This is a genomic window from Actinoplanes sp. NPDC023801 (genome assembly GCF_040639655.1).
GTDB lineage: Bacteria > Actinomycetota > Actinomycetes > Mycobacteriales > Micromonosporaceae > Actinoplanes.
The window spans coordinates 59,464-81,803 of sequence record NZ_JBFAAI010000032.1; the positions used below are offsets into that span (position 1 = coordinate 59,464).

14 protein-coding genes are annotated in these 22,340 nt (G+C 69.8%); 10 read left to right on the forward strand and 4 right to left on the reverse strand.

Annotated features, from left to right (window positions below; translation table 11 throughout):
* Positions 1-14 precede the first annotated feature (14 nt).
* The 4 genes from AB0G04_RS37060 (at position 15) to AB0G04_RS37075 (ending at position 7,324) form a co-directional block, all read left to right on the forward strand.
* Positions 15-3,635 carry a DUF4132 domain-containing protein gene (locus AB0G04_RS37060; RefSeq protein WP_360992947.1) on the forward strand — a complete coding sequence of 1,207 codons (3,621 nt, stop codon included), beginning with the start codon at positions 15-17 and terminating at the stop codon, positions 3,633-3,635.
* A 407-nt stretch (positions 3,636-4,042) separates the two neighbouring features.
* Positions 4,043-5,347 (forward strand): extracellular solute-binding protein, encoded by a 1,305-nt coding sequence (locus AB0G04_RS37065; protein WP_360992950.1) that lies wholly within the window; start codon positions 4,043-4,045, stop codon positions 5,345-5,347.
* Positions 5,348-5,508: 161 nt separating this feature from the next.
* Complete coding sequence (locus tag AB0G04_RS37070; protein ID WP_360993061.1) at positions 5,509-6,417, forward strand: sugar ABC transporter permease; 909 nt, start codon at positions 5,509-5,511, stop codon at positions 6,415-6,417.
* 10 nt (positions 6,418-6,427) lie between these two features.
* Positions 6,428-7,324 carry a sugar ABC transporter permease gene (locus AB0G04_RS37075; RefSeq protein ID WP_360992953.1) on the forward strand — a complete coding sequence of 299 codons (897 nt, stop codon included), beginning with the start codon at positions 6,428-6,430 and terminating at the stop codon, positions 7,322-7,324.
* Between the two features lie 127 nt (positions 7,325-7,451).
* Here AB0G04_RS37075 and AB0G04_RS37080 read toward each other — a convergent pair whose 3' ends face one another.
* Positions 7,452-8,501, reverse strand: coding sequence for a LacI family DNA-binding transcriptional regulator (locus AB0G04_RS37080; RefSeq protein ID WP_360992956.1), 1,050 nt, complete (start codon positions 8,499-8,501; stop codon positions 7,452-7,454).
* A 275-nt stretch (positions 8,502-8,776) separates the two neighbouring features.
* Here AB0G04_RS37080 and pulA point away from each other — a divergent pair, with 275 nt between their 5' ends.
* Both pulA and AB0G04_RS37090 read left to right on the forward strand, forming a co-directional pair.
* The gene (pulA, locus tag AB0G04_RS37085; protein WP_360992959.1) at positions 8,777-14,233 is read left to right on the forward strand and encodes a pullulanase-type alpha-1,6-glucosidase; all 5,457 of its coding nucleotides are present in this window, start codon (positions 8,777-8,779) and stop codon (positions 14,231-14,233) included.
* A gap of 213 nt (positions 14,234-14,446) precedes the next feature.
* Positions 14,447-15,034: a DinB family protein gene (locus AB0G04_RS37090; protein WP_360992962.1), complete on the forward strand. Its 588-nt coding sequence runs from the start codon at positions 14,447-14,449 to the stop codon at positions 15,032-15,034.
* A 45-nt stretch (positions 15,035-15,079) separates the two neighbouring features.
* Here AB0G04_RS37090 and AB0G04_RS37095 read toward each other — a convergent pair whose 3' ends face one another.
* Complete coding sequence (locus AB0G04_RS37095) at positions 15,080-17,404, reverse strand: bifunctional diguanylate cyclase/phosphodiesterase (protein WP_360992964.1); 2,325 nt, start codon at positions 17,402-17,404, stop codon at positions 15,080-15,082.
* Positions 17,405-17,537: 133 nt separating this feature from the next.
* Here AB0G04_RS37095 and AB0G04_RS37100 point away from each other — a divergent pair, with 133 nt between their 5' ends.
* Genes AB0G04_RS37100 through AB0G04_RS37115 form a run of 4 tightly spaced genes read left to right on the forward strand, consistent with a single transcriptional unit; the run spans position 17,538 to position 19,816 of the window.
* Positions 17,538-17,771, forward strand: a complete 234-nt coding sequence (locus AB0G04_RS37100; RefSeq protein WP_360992967.1) for a hypothetical protein — start codon at positions 17,538-17,540, stop codon at positions 17,769-17,771.
* A gap of 31 nt (positions 17,772-17,802) precedes the next feature.
* Positions 17,803-18,519: a histidine phosphatase family protein gene (locus tag AB0G04_RS37105; RefSeq protein ID WP_360992969.1), complete on the forward strand. Its 717-nt coding sequence runs from the start codon at positions 17,803-17,805 to the stop codon at positions 18,517-18,519.
* Positions 18,503-19,348, forward strand: coding sequence for an NAD(P)H-hydrate dehydratase (locus AB0G04_RS37110; protein ID WP_360992972.1), 846 nt, complete (start codon positions 18,503-18,505; stop codon positions 19,346-19,348). The genes AB0G04_RS37105 and AB0G04_RS37110 overlap by 17 nt, the downstream gene beginning before the upstream one ends.
* A gap of 54 nt (positions 19,349-19,402) precedes the next feature.
* Complete coding sequence (locus tag AB0G04_RS37115) at positions 19,403-19,816, forward strand: CBS domain-containing protein (RefSeq protein WP_360992975.1); 414 nt, start codon at positions 19,403-19,405, stop codon at positions 19,814-19,816.
* 50 nt (positions 19,817-19,866) lie between these two features.
* Here AB0G04_RS37115 and AB0G04_RS37120 read toward each other — a convergent pair whose 3' ends face one another.
* Together AB0G04_RS37120 and AB0G04_RS37125 are read right to left on the reverse strand one after the other, a co-directional pair.
* Entirely contained in the window at positions 19,867-21,255 is a 1,389-nt protein-coding gene (locus AB0G04_RS37120) for a GGDEF domain-containing protein (RefSeq protein WP_360992977.1), read from the reverse strand.
* Between the two features lie 38 nt (positions 21,256-21,293).
* Entirely contained in the window at positions 21,294-22,325 is a 1,032-nt protein-coding gene (locus tag AB0G04_RS37125; protein ID WP_360992979.1) for a hypothetical protein, read from the reverse strand.
* Positions 22,326-22,340: the final 15 nt, after the last annotated feature.

Below are 22,340 nucleotides of genomic sequence, written 5' to 3' on the forward strand. Positions count from 1 at the left end.
GTACGGTGCCGTTCATGTCGTTCGATCTTCCCGAACCCTGGTCGTCCCAGCTGCATCCGCGCCGGGGCGGGGCCTGCGTCCGCCCGGTCGAGCCCGACTCACGGGCACGCGAGGTCGTCGACGGGCAGATGCGGGAGCTGCCCGTCTTCGTTCCCGGCGTGATCGCCAGTGCCCTCACCGACCCGGCCCTGGCCGCCGCCGGCCGGGAGTGGCTCGACGGTGCGACGTCAGCGTCCGCCGAGGGCGCGGCCGTCGTCGCCTTCGCCGCCATCCATCTCGACTCCGACGAGCACGAGCGTCATCCCTGGTTCGCTGATCTCTGGCTGGGCGAACGAGGCGTCCGTTTCGCCGCCGAAGCGGTCGTCGCGCTGTTCTCCCTGTTCACGGTCGCCGAGGGCGGCGGGTCGCTGATGCGAGACATCCGCCGGGACGGTACGGAGATCATGGGCGTGCGCCGGCGCCGCACCGGCGACGGCGGGGTCTGGGCGCTGTTCTCCGATCCTCACATGCTGATGCTGCTGCGGATCCGCGCGGCGCTTGCGGCCGCACCGGACGACGTCCACGAGGAGACTGTCTCCGCCCTCGAGCCTCTGCGGGTACTCGGCCCGCACGCCCGTTGTGCGACCTCGGTGCTGGTTCCGTCGCGGAGCGACTGGGTGACGGCGGACTGGGCCGAGGCGCTCGCCGAGCCGGACAGCCACGACGAACGGATCCAGTTCCTGCGCGGAAAGAACAACTACTACCGGGCATCGCTGCTGTTGAACGCGATCAGCACCCCTGAGCAGGCCGCTGCCGCGTTGGCGCTGCCCAAGGCGCTGGCAGCCGCATGGCCCGGCGGATACGCGACACTTGTCGACGGTCTCGGCCCGGCCGCGGTCCCTCTGCTGCTGCGCCGGCTCGATCAGCTCAACCCTCCGATGGTCGAGCGGGAGCAGCTGATCAGCCTCCTCGCCGTCCTGCCCGATGACGGCGCGCTCGGCGGCCTGGTCGGCCGTGCCGGCCAGCAGGACGTACGCCGGGCACTGATCGAGGCGACCGGCCGCTTCCCGGAACGGGCACTGCGGGTCTTGGCGGTCCCGGCCGGAAAGCCCGTGGTCAGTGATCTGCTCGCGGCCCGGGTGCGGGCCGATCCGGCACTCGCCGAGCGGGTCGCCGACGGGCTGACCGGTACCCCGGCCGCCCGGATCCGGGAGTGCCTGAGTGACGTGGCCGCCACTGTGCCGGCCCCGCTCGAGGCGCTGCCGCCGCTGCTCGCCGACCCGCCGTGGCGAAACCGGCGGGCGCATCCACCGGTCGTTCTCGACCTGAAGGCGCCCGAGTCGCCGACCGGAATGGCGTGGGCACCAGGTGAGCGCGAACAGTGGCTGTCGGCCCCGTTCGACTTGACCGGCGCGGGTGACTGGACGGCCACCGCCGACCGGCTGACCCATGGCGAGACGGTCGACTGGCGTGAGGTGGTGGAGTTCTTCGTCGCGGGCCCCGAGGCGACGGCTCGCCCCCTGCTCGCCGACTGGAAGCCGGTGCCCGCACCGGACGCCGATTCCTGGATGCGCCGGATCGTCGCCCGCTTCGAGGCTGATGCGCTGCTGCCCCTGCGTCGCCTGGCCTTCCACGACTCGGCGGTGGCCGGCCCGTTGATGCTGCCGTTCGCCTCCCCCGACGTAGCCTGGCGGATGGAGGCCCGCCTCGATCCCCTACGTCCCGGCCCGCTACGCCCCGGCCATCGCGGACAGGTCTCCCCGGCAGCGCACGCCTGGCTGGAACGACACCCTGAGTTCGCTGCCAGGCATCTCGTGCCGCGAGCATTCGGTCCGGACGGACGCGCCCGCCGGTCGGCGCAGCACACGCTGTTGTACCTGGGCGCCGCCGGTCACGCCGAGACGGTCCGCGCGGTGGCCGCCTCGTACGGCCCCGAGGCGGCATCCGCCGCCGAGACGCTGATCGCCGGCGGTCCATGGGCGATCCTGCCGGTGAAGCTCCCCGCCATCCCGCAGTGGTTGGACCCCACCACGCTGCCCTCGATCCGTCTCCGGCGCGCCGCCCGGCCCGCCGAACTCCCCGCGCCACCCATCGAGTCCGCCGCCCAGGCGACGCCACCCATCGAGCCCGCCCACGCAGGGCCGCCCGCCGGATCCGCCGCCCACCCAGGGTCGCCCATCGAGCCCGCCGCCCACGCAGGGCCGCCCGCCGGATCCGCCGAGCCCGCTGGACCGGCGGGCGAAAAGTTCGGCTGTGACCTACCGCTGTCTCCCGGGCCCGGAGACAGCGGCGCGGCACAGCCGGTCCTGGTGCTGCCGACCGGTGTGCTGCGGGATCTGGTGATGGTGTTCGCGCTGCACGACGCCGCCGAGCCGTACCCCGGGGTCGAGATCGTCCGGGATGCCTGCGAGCCTGCCGACCTCGCCCGGTTCGCCTGGGCGTTGTTCGAAGCCTGGCAGACCGCCGGTTCCAACTCCCGGCAGGGCTGGGTGCTGGACGCCCTCGGCGTGGCCGGCGACGACGACACCGTGCGGCGGCTGACTCCGTTGATCATGGAGTGGCCGGGACAGAAGGCGCATGCCCGGGCTGTCACCGGACTGGGGATCCTCGCCCGGATCGGCACCGATGTGGCTCTCCTGCACCTCAACCGCGTCGCCACCAGGTCCCGGTTCAACGGCATCCGCTCGGCGGCGGAACGGCAGATCGCCCATGTCGCCGAGCGCCAGGGCCTCAGCGCCGAGCAACTCGCCGATCGCCTGATCCCGGACTTCGGTCTGGACGGTGACGGCAGCCTGGTCCTCGGCTACGGGCCCCGGCAGTTCGTCGTCGGTTTCGACGAGGAGTTGAAGCCGTTCGTCGTCGACGGCTCCGGGAAGCGTCTCAAGGCGATGCCCAAGCCGGGCGCCCGTGACGACGCCGAGCGGGCCGACGCGGCCTGCAAGCGGTTCGCCACGCTCAAGAAGGACGTGCGGGCGATCGCCGCCGACCAGGTTCATCGCCTGGAGCGGGCCATGGTGACCGGCCGGCGCTGGCCGGCCGGCGAGTTCCGCCGCTTCTACGCCGAGCACCCGTTGATGCGCCATCTGGCCCGGCGGCTGCTGTGGGGCCGCTTCGACGCGAAGGGTGTCCTGACCGGCGGCGTCCGGGTGGCCGAGGACGGCACGTTCGCTGATGTGGACGACCAGGTCACCACGATCGCCGATGACGAACTGGTCGGTGTGGTCCATCCGGTTCTTCTCGCGGAGACGCTGTCGCCTTGGTCGGAGATCTTCGCCGACTACCGGATCCTGCAGCCTTTCCCCCAGCTCGGCCGGGAGATCGTCGCTCTCGCCGAGGCCGAGGCCGGGGGAGTCCTGCTCACCCGCTTCCAGGGCTCGAAGGTACCGTCCCGTGCGGTGCTGGGCCTGGAGAACCGCGGCTGGGTGCGGAACGCCATGCGGGACAGCCGCACCGTGGTCAGCATCAGTCCGTCCCTGGCCGACGACCTGGAGCTGGACCTGGAACCGGGCATCCTGCTCAGCGGTGTGGACCTCATCCCGGAGCAGACTCTCGGCCCGATCAGGCTCAACAGTCGGACCGGCAGGCTCGGTGACCTGGATCCGGCTGTGATCTCCGAAGTGATCCGCGACCTGGAACTGCTGACCGGCGGCCATTGACCGGTGGCAGGCGGCAGGTGGCCGCGAAGGCGGTGACGGGCAGTATGCCCGTCACCGCCTTTTTACATGCTCGTCATGTTGCTTCCACTGCTGACGCCACCCGCCGCAATCCGGCACGTGCTTTCAGTGCATCGTGCAAGAAGTTGCATGAAGGTCACTCCCGCGATCTCCGGGTAAGTCCGTGGGCCGGTAAGTTGTTGTAACCCGCTTCCATGTCGACCATGTTCCATGACCCGGGCCGGAAGGTAACAGAACAGCAGCTAGCGCCCGCATAACCGCCCGCGATGCCGGAATCGTGTGGGTTCTCGCGGCGGCCGTGTTGCAAGTTGGTTCGCAAGGGGTTTCTAACGCCGAAACTTCTTGCTACGGTCCGGGGCGTCACCAAGCAGGTCTTCAAGGAGCGCAACATGCGTCGCATAACCAAGGGACTGGCCGCACTCTCCTCTGTGGCCCTCGCCTTCACCGTCGCCGCCTGTGGCAGCGACTCGAAGCCGGCCGCCACCGAGACCAAGGCGGCCGACCCGGCTTCCCTGTCTGCCGAGCTCACGTGGTGGGACACATCGGACGCCAAGAACGAGGGTCCGGTCTTCCAGGAGCTGATCAAGAAGTTCAACACGACGTACCCGAACGTCAAGATCAACTACCAGTCGGTGCCGTTCGCCGACGCGCAGAACAAGTTCAAGACCGCGGCCGCCGCCAAGACCGGCGCCCCGGACATCCTGCGTGCCGAGGTCGCCTGGGTGCCCGAGTTCGCCTCCCTGGGCTACCTGTACTCGCTCGACGGTTCCGAGCTGCTCGCCGACGAGTCGGACTACAACGCGGCCGCGATGGCCTCCAACAAGTTCGACGGCAAGACCTACGGCGTCCCGCAGGTCACCGACAGCCTCGCCCTGCTCTACAACAAGGAGCTCGTCGAGAAGGCCGGCGTCTCGGTGCCGAAGACCTGGGCCGAGCTGAAGACCGCCGCCCAGACCGTCAAGCAGAAGACCGGCGTCGACGGCGCCTACGTCAACCCGGCCGGCTACTTCGCCCTGCCGTTCATGTACGGCGAGGGCGGTGACCTGGTCGACACCACTGCCAAGAAGATCGTGGTCAACTCGGAGCAGAACGTCGCCGGCCTGAAGGTCGCCAAGGACCTGATCGACAGCGGCGCGGCGGTCAAGCCGTCGGCCACCGACTCGTACGGCACGATGATGACCCTCTTCAAGGAGAAGAAGGTCGCCTTCATCGTCAACGGCCCGTGGGAGGTCGCGAACGTCAAGGCCGCCCCCGGCTTCGGTGGCGTCGAGAACCTCGGCATCGCCCCGGTCCCGGCCGGTTCCGCCAAGGCGGGTTCCCCGATCGGTGGCCACAACTACGTCGTCTACTCGGGTGTCCCGCAGGAGAAGGCCGCTGCCGCGGTCGCGTTCATCAAGTTCATGAACTCCGCCGAGTCGCAGGCGGCTCTCGCCGACAAGCTGGGCCTGCTGCCGACCCGCAAGTCGGCTTACGAGATCGACACGGTCAAGAGCAACGCCGTCGTCACCGCCTTCAAGCCGGTCACCGAGTCCGCCGTCAGCCGCCCGTGGATCCCGGAGGGTGGCCAGTTCTTCGGTCCGCTCGACCAGATGGCCACCGAGGTGCTGGTCCAGAACAAGGACGCCAAGGCTTCGCTCGACGCCGTGGCTCAGAAGTACAAGGCCGAGGTCGTCCCCTCGTACGCCACCAACTGACGTACTGATGTCGGCGCCGGCCCTCAGGGCCGGCGCCGTTCTCCCTGGAGAACCCTGGAGCACAGCTGATGAGCACTGTGACCGCCGACGCGGCGCCGAGGAGCGCCGGACTGTCGACCAAGCTGAGGCGGAGCTGGGACAAGCACTGGACGGCCTGGGCGATGGTCGTACCGGTCGTTGCGGTCCTGGCGGTCCTGATCTTCTACCCGCTGGCCAACGGCATCTGGCTGACCTTCACCGACCAGACCGAGGCAAACCAGGTCGCCGAGATCTGCACCAAGTCGATCACCGGTGGCGAGGTGTGCAAGGAGAACCCGAACGCCTGGTCGTTCGTGGGCCTCGACAACTACATCAACGTCCTCACCGGCAGGATCGGTCAGTTCTGGCAGTGGACCGGCACCACGCTGATCTGGACGTTCTTCGGTGTGACCTTCCACTACGGTCTCGGTCTGGGCCTGGCTGTCATGATCCACCGGGAGATGCGGATGCGCGGCCTCTACCGCGTGCTGCTGGTCCTGCCGTGGGCGGTGCCGGCGTTCATCAGTGCCTTCGCCTGGAAGTTCCTCTTCAACGAGCAGCTCGGTCTGGTGAACTCGGTGCTCAACGGGTTGGGCGTCGACTCGGTGGCGTGGTTCGCCAACAAGTGGAGTGCCCTGTTCGTCGCGGTCATCGCCAACATCTGGCTGGGGGTGCCGTTCATGATGGTCGCGCTGCTCGGCGGCATGCAGAGCATCCCGGAGGAGCTCTACGAGTCGGCCGAGATCGACGGTGCGTCACCGTGGCAGCGGTTCCGCAACATCACCCTGCCGGGTCTGCGGCCGGTCAGCATGACGGTGATCCTGCTCGGCACGATCTGGACGTTCAACATGTTCCCGATCATCTTCCTGGTGACCGAGGGCCAGCCGGCCGGGCAGACCGAGATTCTGGTGACCGGCGCCTTCCGGGCTGCCTTCGAGGGCCTCCGGAACTACTCGCTCGCCTCCACGTACGGCGTGCTGATCCTCTCGATCCTGCTCATCTTCTCGGTGTTCTACCGGCGGGTGCTGCGTAAGCAAGGCGAGGTTTGGTGACATGGCCCAGATGACCACGACTGCGCCGCTCGCGGCTCCGCTGGGGGACGCGCCCGCTCGCGTCAACCGGCCCCGGCGCGGCCGTCGCAGCGTCGGCGCGTCGATCGCGCTGCACGGCACGCTGATCCTGGCGTCGCTCATCGCGATCGGCCCGATCGCCTGGGTGGTGCTCTCCTCGTTCAAGCCCGGTTACGCCGTGCAGAGCACCGAAATCACCCTGGTCAAGGATCCGACGCTCGCGAACTACGAGTACGTGCTGTTCGAGACGAACTTCCCGTCCTGGTTCCTGAACTCGGTCATCGTGGCAGCTCTGACCATGCTGATCGGTATCTTCTTCTCGGCCACCACCGGCTACGCGCTGTCCCGGTTCAACTTCCCGGGCCGCCGGTCGCTGATGATGGTCTTCCTGGTCACGCAGATGTTCCCGGTGTCGATCCTGATCGTCCCGATCTACACGATCATGGCGAATCTGGGTCTCATCAACACGCTGCCCTCGCTGGTCATCGCCTATCTGACCATCGCGGTGCCGTTCTGTGCCTGGATGCTCAAGGGTTACTTCGACTCGATCCCGACCTCGCTCGACGAGGCGGCGGCGCTGGACGGCTGCGGCCCGTTCCGGATCTTCTGGCGGGTCATTCTGCCGCTGGCGCGGCCGGCCATCGCGGTGACCGGCTTCTACGCCTTCCTCACCGCCTGGGGCGAGGTCGCGTACGCGTCGGCGTTCATCCAGACCGACGACAAATACACCCTGGCGTACGGCCTGCAGCAGTTCGTGCCCCAGTTCAATCCGCAGTGGGAATACCTCACGGCGGCGGCGGTGCTCGTCACCATCCCGGCCGGAATCGTATTCCTCTTCGCTCAGAAGCATCTCGTGTCGGGCCTTACCGCCGGCGGCACGAAGGGCTGATCCGCCGGGTCAATTCATCCAGGCGCTCACCGATTTCCGGTGGGCGCCTGGATCAATTCATCAAAAGACAAGAGAACGCTCTCCCGGGGTACGGACGGCGGCATGACCGCCATCCGTACGTTTTCGGTCAGGCGGCTGGCGTGGCGACCGGAACCTGGGAGCGCATCGGAGCGATCGCCGTCGAGTTGCGGACCACCAGCTCGGGGTGGAAGAGGTACTCCGAGTGCGGCGCGCCGTGCCCGTTGATCTCGTCGACGAGCGACCGGACCGCGGCCACCGCCATCGAGGCCACCGGCTGGCGCAGCGTGGTCAGCGGCGGGTCGGTGAACGGGATCAGCGCCGAGTCGTCGAAGCCGATCACCGACACCTCCTCGGGAACCCTCAGCCCACGTCGCCGGGCGGCCCGGATCGCACCCAGCGCCATCATGTCCGAGGCGCAGATGATGCCGGTGACGCCCTTGGTCAGCAGCCGCTCGGCGGCCACCTCGCCGCCCTCGACACCGAACAGGGTCAGCGAGACCAGCTCGTCGATCTCGGGGTCGGTGAGGCCCACCTCGCGCCGCATGGCGCTGCGGTAGCCCTCGAGCTTGCGCTGGGTGTTGATGAAGCGGTTGGGGCCGGAGATCATGCCGATCCGCCGGTGCCCGAGCGCCACCAGGTGGGCGACGGCCAGATCGCCGGCGACCCGGTCGTCACACGAGACGAACGGCGCCTCGAGCTCCTTGGCGTAGCCGTTGACCAGCACGATCGGCAGCGGCCGGTCGAGCAGTCGCTGGTAACGGGAGCGGTCGGAGGTGGTGTCGGCCGACAATGACGAGATGAAGACGATGCCGGAGACCTGCCGGTCGAGCAGCATCTCCACGTACTCGTCCTCGGTGACGCCGCCGGGCGACTGGGTGCACAGCACCGGCGTGTAACCGTGCTGCGCCAGCGTCGACTCGATCACCTGGGCGAACGCGGGGAATATCGGGTTGTCCAGTTCCGGGACGACCAGGCCGACCAGACCGGCACTGCGCTTGCGCAATCTTTCCGGTCGTTCGTAACCCAGGACGTCGAGTGCGGTCAGGACCGCTTGTCGGGTTTCAGCAGAGACGCCGGGGCGGTCGTTAATGACACGCGACACCGTCGCCTCACTGACCTGAGCCTGTTTGGCGATATCGGCCATTCGCGCACGCATGGTCTCAACTCTAGTCGTCTGTTGTCTGCTCGGCATGGTCCTGAAAGGTCTTCCATTCCATGCAAGACCTTGCTAACGTCCCGGCAACAGGAGTGATACAGGCCGATCGGTCGATGGAACGCATCCTGATCGGCTTCGGTTTTTGTCGCCGCGGCGCGTCGTCGAGCCTGTCCTGGAGCACCCTACACCGGGTGCGTCCGGCGGCTTCCGCGCCGAGGCAACGTCACGAAATATATAACTGTCAATCCGATACCACCGAATCGGAAGGGTGCGCAGTGGCACTCAACAGACCTTTGCACCGCCGTCTGAAGCTGGGCGCCGCGTTGCTCAGCCTCTTCCTCCCACTTCTCGCCGTGCCGGCCTCCGCTGCCGTCGCGGCTCCCAGCGTTCCCAGTGACTCCGTGATCGCCAAGTGGGGCTCCGACAACCCGACCTCGGGCGAGCAGTTCTACTTCGTGCTGCCGGACCGGTTCGCCAACGGCGACACCCGGAACGACAAGGGCGGACTGTCCGGCGACCGGCTGTCGACCGGCTACGACCCGGCCGACAAGGGCTTCTACCACGGTGGCGACATCAAGGGCGTGATCGACCGGCTGGACTACATCCAGGGGCTCGGCACCACCGCGATCTGGCTCGCCCCGGTCTTCAAGAACCGTCCCGTGCAGGGCACCGGCGCCGACGCGTCGGCCGGCTACCACGGGTACTGGATCACCGACTTCACCCAGGTCGACCCGCACTTCGGGACCAATGCCGACCTGAAGAGGCTGGTCAAGCTCGCCCACCAGCGCGGCCTCAAGATCTACCTGGACATCATCGTCAACCACACCGCCGACGTCATCAAGTACGCGGAGAACAAGTACACGTACGTCGACAAGGCGGACTCGCCGTACACCGACACCGACGGGCAGCCGTTCGAGGACCGCAACTACGCGAGCTCGGACGAGTTCCCGGAGACGGACGCGACGTCGTACCCGTACACCCCGGTCTTCGCGAACAAGGCCGACAGCAAGGTCAAGGTTCCGTCGTGGCTGAACGACGTGAACATGTACCACAACCGCGGTGACTCGACCTTCGCCGGTGAGAGCAGCGAGTACGGCGACTTCGTCGGCCTCGACGACCTCTTCACCGAGCGTCCCGAGGTGGTCGAGGGCATGACCAAGATCTACGGTGACTGGGTCAGGAGCACCGGCATCGACGGTTACCGCCTCGACACCGTCAAGCACTCCAATCTGGAGTTCTGGCAGCAGTGGGCACCCGGTGTCGAGCGGGCCGCCAAGAAGGCCGGCAAGAAGGACTTCTTCATGTTCGGCGAGGTCTACAGCGCCGACCAGGAGATCCAGTCCACCTACGTACGCGAGGGCAACCTCCCGGCCACCCTGGACTTCTCGTTCCAGGAGACGGCGCGGGGCTTCGTCACCGGCAACAGCGGCGCGAACGCCCTGTCCGACCTGTACGCCAAGGACGACCTCTACACCGCCCGTGACACCGGCGCGGACCGGTTGCCGACGTTCCTCGGCAACCACGACATGGGCCGGATCGGCTCGTTCATCGCCGCCGCCGCGACCGCCGACACCCAGCTCCGGCGCGACCAGCTCGCCCACGAACTGATGTTCCTGACCCGTGGCCAGCCGGTCGTCTACTCCGGTGACGAGCAGGGCTTCACCGGGCCGGGCGGCGACAAGGACGCCCGCCAGGATCTGTTCGCCAGCAGGAGCGCGGACTACCTGGACGACGACCTGATCGGCACCGACCGCACCCACGCGGTCGACAACTACAACACCAGCCACCCGGTCTACCGGACCATCGCCGACCTCGCGAAGCTCCGCAAGGACAACCCGGCGCTGGTCACCGGCATCCAGCAGACGCGGTACGCGGCCGAGGGACAGGGCGTCTTCGCCGCCTCCCGGATCGCCCGGGACCACACCCGCAAGGAGTACGTGGTCGCGGTCAACAACGCCACCACGGCGCAGACCGTCTCGTTCGCCACCGCCACGCCGAACACGGTGTTCACCGGCATCTACGGCGGCACGGCCGCGGTCAACTCGGACGCCGAGGGCAGGATCACCGTCACCGTGCCGGCGCTGTCCTCCGTCGTGCTGCGTGCCGGCAACGCGGTGGCCGTACCCGCGAAGGGTCCGTCGGTGACCCTCAGCAGCCCGAAGGCGGGCGCATCGGTGGCCGGCCGCACCGAGATCGTCGCCGACGTCGCCGGCGACCCGCTGTCCACGGTGACCTTCGCGGCCCAGACCGGTGACGGCGAGTGGAAGCTGCTCGGCACCGCCGACCGGGCCCCCTACCGGATCCACCACGACCTGACCGGGCTGGCGGGGAAGACCCCGGTGCGATACAAGGCCGTGGTGCGCGACAGCAAGGGCCGGCTCGCCTCGGCCACCTCGAACATCACCGTCGGCACCCCGGCGGCCCAGTCCACCGCCGGCTACGCGGTGGTGCACTACCAGCGGCCGGCAGGCGGCTACGACGAGCAGAACCTCTACGTGTGGGGCGACGTCGACCCGTCGATGACCACCACCTGGCCGGACGGGCAGCCGTTCACCGGCGAGGACTCCTACGGCCGCTTCGCGTACGTGAAGCTCAAGCCGGGCGCCAAGAGTGTCGGGTTCATCGTCGTCGACGACAACGGCAACAAGGACACCGACGCCGATCGTACGATCGACGTCGGCGCCAACCCGGAGATCTGGATCAAGCAGGGCGACACGGGTGTCTACCCGACCCGGCAGGCGGCCACCGGTCAGCCCGACCCGGCACAGGATCCGAACAAGGCGATCATCCACTGGAAGCGGGCCGACGGGAACTACGACGGCTGGGGCCTGCACGTCTGGGCCGGCGCCGCGAGCCCGACCGACTGGTCGGCCCCGCTGCTTCCGGCACGCGTCGACAGTTACGGCGCGGTCTTCGAGGTACCGCTCGCGGCCGGTGCGACGTCACTGAGCTACATCCTCCACCGGGGTGACGAGAAGGATCTGCCGACCGACCAGTCCCTCGACTTCGCCAAGGCGGGCCGTGAGGTCTGGCTGCTGGCCGGCCAGGAGACCCGCCTGCTGCCGCTGGTGAGAACCAGTGCCGGTGGCGGCGTGGCGGACGTGACCAAGTCGGCCGCGGTCTGGCTGGACCGGGGCACGATCGCCTGGAAGACCGGCACCGGCAGCACGCTGGAGCCGGTCGGCGCGGGCACCGACGGCAAGGTCTACGACCTGGTGTACTCGCCGGCCGGCGGGATCGGTGTCGCCGACGGCGAACTGACCGGAACCTTCAAGTCCGTGCCGCTGGCGGCCCGGCGCAACGGCCTGACCGAGGCGCAGCGGGAGAGGTTCCCGCACCTCTGGCAGTACGGCGCCTTCCGGGTCGGCACGCGGAACATCGCGGACATCCTGCGCGGCCAGGTCGTGGTCACCGAGCGAGACGCCGCGGGCAAGCTGCTCTCGGCCACCGGTGTCCAGCTCTCCGGTGTGCTGGACGACGTCTACGGCTCTGCCGCCGGCTCGACCCTCGGCCCGGTCGTCAACGGCCGGAAGGCGAGCGTCGCCGTCTGGGCGCCGACCGCCCGCAACGTCGAGCTCGAGCTGTACGACACCGCCGACCAGGTCTCCCCGGCGCTCGTCGAGCTGACCCGGGACAACCGCACCGGCGTCTGGTCCGGTCGCGGTGACTGGGCCGGCAAGTACTACAGGTTCCGGGTGACCGCGTGGCAGCCGGCCACGCAGAAGATCGTCACGGCGTCCGTGACCGACCCGTACTCGGTGGCCCTGACCGCCGACTCCACCCGCAGCCAGTTCGTCAGCCTGTCCGACCCGGCGCTCGTACCCCCGGGCTGGTCCAAGCTGAAGAAGCCGGCCGCGGTAGCACCCGCGAAGATCCAGATCTCGGAGCTGTCGGTCCGGGACTTCTCGATCGCCGACACCACGGTGCCGGCTGCGCAGCGGGGCACGTTCAGCGCCTTCACCGGCGACTCCCGGGGCATGTCGCATCTCCGGGACATCGCCAAGGCCGGTGTGACCCACCTGCACCTGCTGCCGGCGTTCGACTTCGCCACCATCCCGGAGAAGCGCGCCGACCAGCAGCAGCCCCCGTGCGACCTGGCGTCGCTGCCGCCCGACTCGGAGGAGCAGCAGGCCTGCGTCGAGAAGGTCGCCGCCACCGACGGATACAACTGGGGCTACGACCCGCTGCACTACACGGTTCCGGAGGGCGGCTACGCGGCCGATCCGTCGGCCCGTACCAGGGAATTCCGGTCGATGGTCGCCGGCGTCAACCAGGCCGGCCTGCGCGTGGTCATGGACGTCGTCTACAACCACACCTCGGCCGCCGGGACCGACGCCAAGTCGGTGCTCGACCAGATCGTGCCCGGCTACTATCACCGCCTGCTCGAGGACGGCACCATCGCCAACTCCACCTGCTGCGCCAACACGGCGCCGGAGAACGCGATGATGGGCAAGCTCGTGGTCGACTCCATCGTCACGTGGGCCAAGCAGTACAAGGTCGACGGTTTCCGCTTCGACCTGATGGGCCACCACCCGAAGGAGAACATCCTCGCGGTCCGCAAGGCCCTCGACCGGCTCACGGTCGCTCGTGACGGCGTCGACGGCAAGAACATCTATGTGTACGGCGAAGGCTGGAACTTCGGTGAGGTCGCGAACAACGCGCGCTTCGTCCAGGCATCCCAGACCGAACTCGGCGGCACCGGGATCGGCACGTTCAACGACCGGCTCCGCGACGCGGTCCGCGGCGGCGGTCCGTTCGACGGCAACCCGCGCATCCAGGGCTTCGCGTCCGGCCTGGCCGGCGCCCCCAACGGCGACCCGGCCAACGGAACGGCTGCCGAGCAGAAGACGCGGCTGCTGCACTACCAGGACCTGATCAAGGTGGGCCTGACCGGCAACCTGGCCGGCTACCGGTTCACCGACTCGTCCGGCAACGTCGTCACCGGGTCGCAGGTCGACTACAACGGCGCGCCGGCCGGATACACGACCGACCCCGGCGAGTCGATCACCTACGTGGACGCCCACGACAACGAGATCCTCTACGACTCGCTGGCGTACAAGCTCCCGCAGGCGACCACGGCAGCCGACCGGGCCCGTGCCCAGTCGGTGGCGCTGGCCACCGCCGTCCTCGGACAGGGCGCCGGCTTCGTCACGACCGGCAGCGAGCTGCTCCGGTCGAAGTCGCTGGACCGCAACTCGTACAACTCGGGCGACTGGTTCAACCAGATCATCTGGGACTGCTCTCAGGGCAACGGCTTCGGCCGCGGCCTGCCGCCCAAGACGGACAACGAGAGCAAGTACGCGTACGCCAAGCCCCTGCTCGCCGACCCGGCACTGGTGCCGGACTGCGCCGCGATCAACCTGACGAACAGCACCTACCAGGAGCTCCTGAAGATCCGGAAGTCCACACCGGCCTTCGGTCTGGCCACCGGCAAGCAGGTCCAGCAGCGGGTCGCGTTCCCGCTGTCCGGCACGAACGAGACCCCGGGCGTCATCACGATGACCATCGACGCCCGCGGTGTCGACGGCCGCTGGAAATCGATCACGGTCGTCTTCAACGCCGGCACGACCACCGCCACCCAGACGGTGCCCGCGCTCGCCGGCAAGAAGGTCGCCCTCCACCCCGTCCAGCAGGCCTCCGCCGACCCGGTGACGCGAACCGCGTCCTTCACCGCGTCGACGGGCACGCTGACCGTCCCCGCCCGGACCGTCTCCGTCTTCGTACAGAGCTGATCCGGGCCGCCGGAGCCGTTCCGCAGTTCCGATACGGAGCCGCCCCACAGTCCCGCAAGGTTGCTTCACAGTTCCGCAACAGCTGCTTCACGCAGTGCTGAGAGCCACCGGTCCGGCGCGCGGGCCTTCCACCTCCGCGCGCCGGACCGGTTCCAGCTCCCACGATCACGGCCACCGCTCATCCACCAGCTCGGGTGGGCGGTGGCCGTCTCCATGCCCACCCCCTTGCCACCGCCATCTGACTCCGCCGCCGTCGCCTGTCCTTCGCCACCGATCACCTGCCAGCCGTCATCGGGGCTCTCGTCGCTGCGGCCGGGCCTCGACGGACTGACCGACGACGAGTACTTCCGGGAGCCCGCGCCCGGCGCCTGGAGTATCCGTCCGCGGGGCACGAGTACCGCGGCGATGGCCGCCGGAGCCGGTGATTTCACCATCGACTGGGAGTACCCGGAACCGTCACCACCGCCGGTCACCACGATCGCCTGGCGGCTCGGCCACATCATCGTCGGTGTCCTCGGCATGCGTGTCGCCGCACACTTCGGCGGCCCGCCCACCGACTACCTCCACTTCACCTACGCGGGTACGGCCGTCGAGGCGCTGGCCCAGCTCGACGACGTCTACGCGGCCTGGCTGAACGGGGTTGCCGCGCTGGGCGAGGACGGCTTGGAGCGTCCGTGCGGTGAGACCGAGGACGCCTACTCCGACGAGCCGCTGGCCGCCTTGATCCTGCACATCAACCGTGAGGTCATCCACCACGGTGCGGAGGTGCTCCTGCTGCGCGACCTGTTCCGCGGCGGCTGATGCTCAGACGTTGAGAACAGGGGCGGCGATCCGCAGGACGCCGCCTCACATCGGAAGGGCGTGGGCCGGTACACGGTCGATCGGGGCAGCGATCCGCAACGCGATGTCGGTGTCGGTCATCGGGCGCGCGAAGTGGTAGCCCTGAGCGAACCGGTATCCCGCCCGGTGCAGGCGTTCGGCCTGTTCGGCGGTTTCGACGCCCTCGGCGACCGCCTGCATCCGCAGGCCGTCGGTGATCCTGATCAGGCTGTCCACGATCACGGCCTGCGGGCTGTCGAGGGTCACCCCGTCGACGAACGACTTGTCCACTTTCAGCCAGCCGACGGGGCAGTCCACCAGCAGGCTGAGCGACGACTGGCCGGTGCCGAAGTCGTCGAGCGCGATGGTCGGTCCGAGGGCGGCCAGGGCCCGGACCGCCTCCAGCGCCACGCCGGTGCTGAGCACCGCTGTCTCGGTGACCTCGATGGTGAGCCGGGCCGGGTCGAGGCCGGACGCCGACAGCAGCGCCGCGACCTCCGCCGGGAAGCCCGGTTCGCCGAGCTGGCGGGCCGAGACGTTGACGCTGACCTTGGCCGGGGCGTCCGCGCCGAGGTCCCGTTCCCAGGCCGAGGCCTGATGGACGGCTTGTTCGAGGATCCAGCGGCCCAGTTCGACGATGTAGCCGTTGCGTTCGGCGAGCGGGATGAATTCGGCGGGGGAGACCAGGCCGAGTTCCGGATGCCGCCAGCGGACCAGTGCCTCGACTCCGGCGAGCCGGCCGTGCGGCAGCTCGACGATCGGCTGGTAGAGCAGGAACAGCTCGTCGCGGGCGATGGCCTGCCGCAGGTCGGCGGAGAGCCGGGCGTCGTGGTCGGCGAGCTGGTCCATGACCGGGTCGAACCAGGTCCAGCGGCCGCCGCCGGCGCTCTTCGCGGCGTACATCGCCACGTCGGCGCGGCGCAGGAGCTCGCCGTCGGTGTCGTCGGGGCGGCTCGCGGTGACGCCGACACTGATCCGGGGCGTCATCTCCAGGCCGCCGTCGAGGACGGGTGCCTGTACGGCGGTGAGCAGTTCGCTGAGCAGCAGGTCGGTCTCGGTCTCGGTCATGCCGGGCAGCAGCAGGGTGAATTCGTCGCCGCCGAGCCGGGCGACGGTGTCCTCCGGGCGGAGCCGGTCGCGCAGGCGGCGGCTGATCGTCTGGAGCAGCGCGTCGCCGGTCGCGTGGCCGTACCGATCATTGATGATCTTGAAGTCGTCCACGTCGAGCAGTGCCACCACGAACGGCTCGTCGCCGGCCAGCCGGGCGGAGATCTCGCCGGCGTACGCCGACCGGTTGCCGATGCCGGTGAGCGCGTCGTGCGTGACCTGGTGGTCCAGTTGCTTCTGATAGTCCCGGAGCTGGGTCAGGCTGACGTCGACGGTGTCGAGCAGCCGGGCGTTGTCCCGCAGCGTGGTGAACTGCCGCAGCGCCACCAGCACGGTCACCGCCGTGGCGGCCAGGGCCATCAGCATCTCCGAGCCGCCACGCGGCGTCTCCACCTTCAGCACCGCGGCATAGAGCAGCACCACGGCCAGGTACGGCACCAGGCTGAACCGCCGCGACGCCGGCCGGGCAGCCGGGGGCGCTCCGGTGCGGTGCCGCTGCCGCCGGGCCGCGAGCAGGGCGGTGAGCTGGGACATGGGCAGGGCCACCAGGCAGGTGTGCAGGTGTGCCCGGTCGACGATGAACGGGGCGATCATCCCGGCCGACGCGGCTGCCGCCACGCCGGAGGAGAGCAGATGCAGAGCACCGCGGTCGATCCGCCCCGCCCCGGCGAACGCCACCTTCACGAAGGTGATCAGCGAGACCGCCGAGACGACGGTGATCACGATGACCGAGGCCGGAGTGGCGTTCGGTGATGCCGAGAAGTCGATCCGGCCCAGCGAGAAGTGCCAGATCAGCGTCCCCGCGGTGATCGTGATGACGCCGGCGTCCAGGACGAACCGCAGCCAGTCACCGCGGCTGCGCTGCCAGCTGGGCAGCCGCAGCAGACCCCAGAACACCACCACCAGGGCGCAGAGGAAGAGTCCCTGGGTACGGACACTCAGCACCTGGGAGAGGACCGGTCCGCCGACGGCGTCGTCCATGGCGCTGACCGCGGCCGGAACGAGCAGGGCGCAGGCTGTTGCGAGGCAGCCCCAGAACCTCCGGGTGGCCCTGTCGAGCTCCGTGCATCGGGCCGTCCGGAAGCATTCGTACGTCGCCAGGACGGCGAGCACCGGCAGCGCGAACCAGGCGACGACCGGGTGACTCCAGGTGTGCCACAGCCCGGTGACGACGTAGGCCTGTATGAAGGTGAAGGAAACGAGTGCCGCCACCAGGGGCGGATCGAGACGGCGTGGCACGGGCATGGTCTGACCGATCGGAACCGCGGAGTCGTGATGTAGGAATTCCGGCCGGTCCTCTAAATCACACGGTGGCCCGTCCGATCGGGACGGTTCGAACGGTGGCCGTCCGGTCACCCGTACCCGGAGGTGCCCGCCGGTGGATCCGCTGCTGCTGCTCCTGCGCGAGGAGATGTCCCGCAGGCTCTCCGAGACGGCCGGCACCATGGCCGCGACCATGGAACTGCTCTCCGCCGCCCGGCAGGTCGCCGGCGATGTCTGCGGAACCGAATCGTTGCGGGCCGCCATCGAGGAGCTCGGTGCCACCCGCGATCACCTGCTCGGTCAGGCCCGCGCGCTGGAGGCCTGCGCTCCACGGCCCGTGGGGGGATAGTCCGGGCCGGTTCCGGGGTAAGGCCGCAGGCGTGGACGAACTGCACTGGCTCGCGGTGATCCGGCACGGCCTGAGCACCGGCAATGTGACCGCGCAGAACGCCGAGACGGCGGGCGCGGAGTCGATCGACATCCCCGAGCGGGATGCCGACGTGCCGCTCGCCCCGCTCGGCCGGGAACAGGCCGAGGCGGTGGGCCGCTGGCTGCGGGAGAACCCCCCGGAACTCGCGGTGGTCTCGCCCTACCTGCGCACCCGGCAGACCGCGGAGATCGCGCTGGCCGGCACCGGGGTCCCGATCCTCGTCGACGAACGGCTCCGGGACCGTGAACTCGGCGTCCTGGACCTGCTCACGGCTCGCGGGGTTCAGGCCCGGCTGCCGGACGAGGCACGCCGGCGGGCCCGGCTCGGCAAGTTCTACTACCGGCCACCGGGCGGTGAGTCCTGGGCCGACGTGCTGCTGCGGCTGCGCGCTGTGCTGCGCGAGATCCGTCAGGACCATCCCCGCGCGCGGGTGGTCCTGTTCGCCCACGAGGCGACCGTGCTGATGGTCCGCTACCTCGCCGAAGGACTCAGCGAGGCCGAGCTGATGGAACTCGCCCACCGCACCACCGTCGCGAACTGCTCGATCAGCAGCTGGCGCGACACCGGCGGCGGGCTCGAGCCGGAACTGTTCAACTCGGTGACCCACCTGAAGCACGAGGACGTGCCGCACACCCGGCAGGAGGACGTCAATGCCGAACCGGTCTGAGGAACGCGTCGTCACGCCGGGGCTGCTGCGGGAGTGGCCGCTGCCGAGCCCGCAGGGTGACAAGACGTCCCGCGGGACGGTGCTGGTGGTCGGGGGTGCCCGCGGCACACCCGGTGCCGTGCTCCTGGCCGGCGTCGCGGCGCTGCGGGCGGGTGCGGGCCGGCTGCAACTGGCTGTCGCCGAGGTGTCGGCGGTGCCGTTGAGCATCACTGTCCCGGAGGCCAAGGTGGTCGGCCTGCCCCCGGACGGGACGCCCTCCGACGAGGTCCTGGAGCTGGCCGCCGAGGCCGACGTGATCGCGCTCGGCCCCGGTCTCGACGACGTGGACCGGACCATCCGGCTGATGACGGCGGTTCTGGGCGCGGCCGCCCGGGAGACCGCGGTGGTGCTCGACGCGTACGCCCTCGGTGCTCTCAGCAAGGAGCCCGGTCTGCTGCGCCAGTCCCGGGCGGTGCTCACCCCGAACCTGGTCGAGGCCGGCCATCTGCTCGGCCGGGATCCCGGCGACGACCTGGCCGGTGCGGCGTTCGAACTGGCGACCCGGCACGACGCGGTGGTCTCGCTGTACGGGCACATCGCCGAGCCCGGCGGACGGGCGTGGCGGGAGGAGAGCGGTGACGTCGGCCTGGGCACCTCGGGCAGCGGCGACGTGCGCGCGGGCATCGTGGCGGGTCTGCTGGCCCGGGGCGCCGAACCGGCGCAGGCGGCCTGCTGGGCGGCGTTTGCGCACGCCGTCAGCGGGCAGCGGCTGGGCCCGCGGTTCGGCCGGGTCGGTTTTCTGGCACGGGAACTCGTTGATGAGGTGGCATTCACGATTGCCTCGGTCTGAAGCGGGTACGCGATGTCACAACACCGTTACGACATGAGAAAGGAGTCTCCTGTCATGACGACCGCTCGCGAAATCATGACCCGCGACGTCACCTGCGCCCAGGAGAAGGAAACCCTGGCCGACGCGGCCCGCAAGATGGCCGATCTCAACGTCGGCTCCCTGCCGATCTGCGGCGACGACAACCGGCTGCACGGCATGATCACCGACCGCGACATCGTGATCAAGGCCGTTGCCGTGGGACGCAGCCCCGGCGAGGTTCTGGCCGGTGAGCTGGCTCAGGGCAAGCCGGTCACGATCGGGGCCGACGACGACGCCGCCGAGATCCTGCGCACCATGGCCCAGCACAAGGTCCGCAGACTGCCGGTGATCGACGGCCATCAGCTGGTCGGCATCGTGGCGGTCGCCGACGTGGCCCGGGCCCTCCCGGACAGCCCGGTCGGTGACCTGATCGACGCCATCAGCGAGTGACGACAAAGGAAGGGCGGCCCTTCATCGGGCCGCCCTTCCTTCATTGTCGATCAGGCCAGGACCGCGACCCGGCTCTTGCCGGCCGTCTTCGCCGAGTACATGGCGGCGTCCGCGGCCCGCATCAGCGCGTCCGCGTCGGCGTGGTCCTGCCACACCGCGACGCCGATGCTGCCCCGCGGGGCGAGTTCCGCACCGGACACCACGAGCGGTTCCTGGAGCGCGGTGAGCAGCCGTTCGGCGACCAGCACGGCGTCCTTCGGCGAGTCCATGCCGTCGAGCAGGACCGCGAACTCGTCGCCGCCGAGCCGCGCCGCGGTGTCCGCGCCGCGGATACCGTCCCGGAGCCGCTGCGCCACCGCCACCAGCAGCTGGTCGCCGGCCGCGTGGCCGTAGGTGTCGTTGACCGCCTTGAACCCGTCCAGGTCGATCATCAGCAGCGCGACCGGGCTGCCCCGCCTGGCCCGGGCCACCGCCTGCTCCAGGTGATCGTGCAGCAGCAGCCGGTTGGCCAGCCCGGTCAGGTTGTCATGGAACGCCTGATGCCGCAGGTCGGCGGCGTGTTCGGCGTTACGCAGGCCGAGCACCGTCTGGGCGGCGAGCGTCTCCAGTGAGGGCATCACGTCGGCCGGGATCGGCACGTCACCGCCGGCCATCAGGGTGCCGTAGAGCTGCTTGTCGCTGCGCAGGGTGAGCGTCACCCGTACCGGCGAGATGTCGCCGGCCAGCAGCGCGGCCGGGACCGGACCGGCGACCGTGCTCACCGCCTCGCCCTCCGGGGTGTTGCGGGTGAGTGCCGCCCAGCCGCCGGGAAGGCCGCCGAGCAGTTCCTCCGCGGCTTCGGCGGCGTGCCGGCCGATCACGTCGGGGTCGGAGGTGGTGACCAGGGTGGAACCGAGCCGGGCGAAGACCCGTTCGCGGGCTGCGGCCTGCTCCTGCCGGCGGGTGCTCTCGGCGACCGCGGCGGTGAACAGCGCCAGCGGCGGCACCCCGGCGGTCTGCTGGAGGAAGACGCCGAGCTGACCGGGTTCGGTCAGCGCGATCGCGGCCGCCGAGCCGGCGAACAGCGACACCGTCATGAGCAGCGCGTGCCGCCAGGTGCCGTAGAGGCCGCGGAACGAGACCGCGGAGAACAGGAGGCCGAGAGTGATCAGCCAGTTGTGCGAGCCGAAGCCGATCAGGCCGAGCGCGAGCCCTTCGACCGGCGCGGCCCACACCGGGAACGTGTTGCGACGGTAACCGCGCAGCCACCACCAGCCCAGACCGAGCGCGGCGGCCACCGCGGCGAGCTGCCACGGCAGCGGCGCGATGTCCCCTTCGAGTGTCCGGGGGACGCTGGTGACCACGTTGAAGAGGATGAAGATCAGGAAGAGCCAGCGGATGCGGGCGCCGAGTTGCCGCGGCGGTGCCATCCGGCGAAGCTGATGCGGTACCCGTGTCATGACCGCATGATCGGTCGGAGCCGGGCCCACTTGACGGTTCAGCCGTCGAGCGATGCCCAGTCCAGACCGATTTTGCGCAGCCTCCGCAGCGACGCGCGGTCGCGCGTGCCGACGTACACCTCGAACCAGTCGGTATCGTCCGCCCCGACCAGCGCCACGGTGTCCGGCCCGGCGTAGAGCCGCGACCTGGCGCACGGCCAGCGCAGCGGCCGCAGTGGCACCCGCCGCAGTGGTGCGACGATCCGCCGCGCCTGCGCCCGATCGGCGAAGGCCATCCCACCCGAGGCGAGACCGGGCCGGTCCATCGCCACCCGGGTCAGGGTCAGCAGCAGCAGGTACGCCGACAGCCGCTCCCGCTCCCGCAACGGCTGGTCACTGAGGCCGTGGTAGTAGACCGGCGGGTCGTCGCCGCCGGGTTCCATCAGCAGTTCGAAGGTGCCGTCGCCGGACTCGCCGAAGGTGAGTGTGCCACCCGGACCGCCCGGCCGGGGCTCGGGGAGCACCCGCAGCGAACCGTCGTAGAGCGCGGCCCGCCCGGCGGCCGCCCGGTGGAAGGCGCGCAATGCCTCCGGCTGCCCGCCGGCGGGCTCCGGAACGCTGTCCGCCGGAACGTCCGGATACCAGTCGCCGACGAACCGTGCCAGGGCTGCGACCGGGTCGTCCGGCAGCAGGTCGAGCCATGCGGCGCCGGGCTGCCCGACCGGTCCGGCCAGCGTCAGCAGATGCTCCGGCAGTGGCATGTCCAGCCGCAGGTCGAGCCGTTTCAGCAGGCCCCGGCGCCGGGCCACCTCGGTGACCCGGGCCGTGCCGAGCACCAGGCAGCCGTCCGGCAGCCGCGCGAACGCGTGCAGCGGCAGGCCGTCACCGCCGGTCAGCCGGCCCTCGACCAGACGCGGGAACGGCCCGTCGACCCGCAGATCCTCGGCGGTGCGCAGACCGGTGCAGATCACCACGGTGGCGTCCGGCCCGGCCGCGAACACGGCGTCGGCCGTCTCATGAATCCGGGCGCCCGGCCCGGCCGCGGTCAGCGCCGCGGCCTCGGCGACGACGGACCAGAGGCGGATCTCCACCGGCCCACCGTAGAT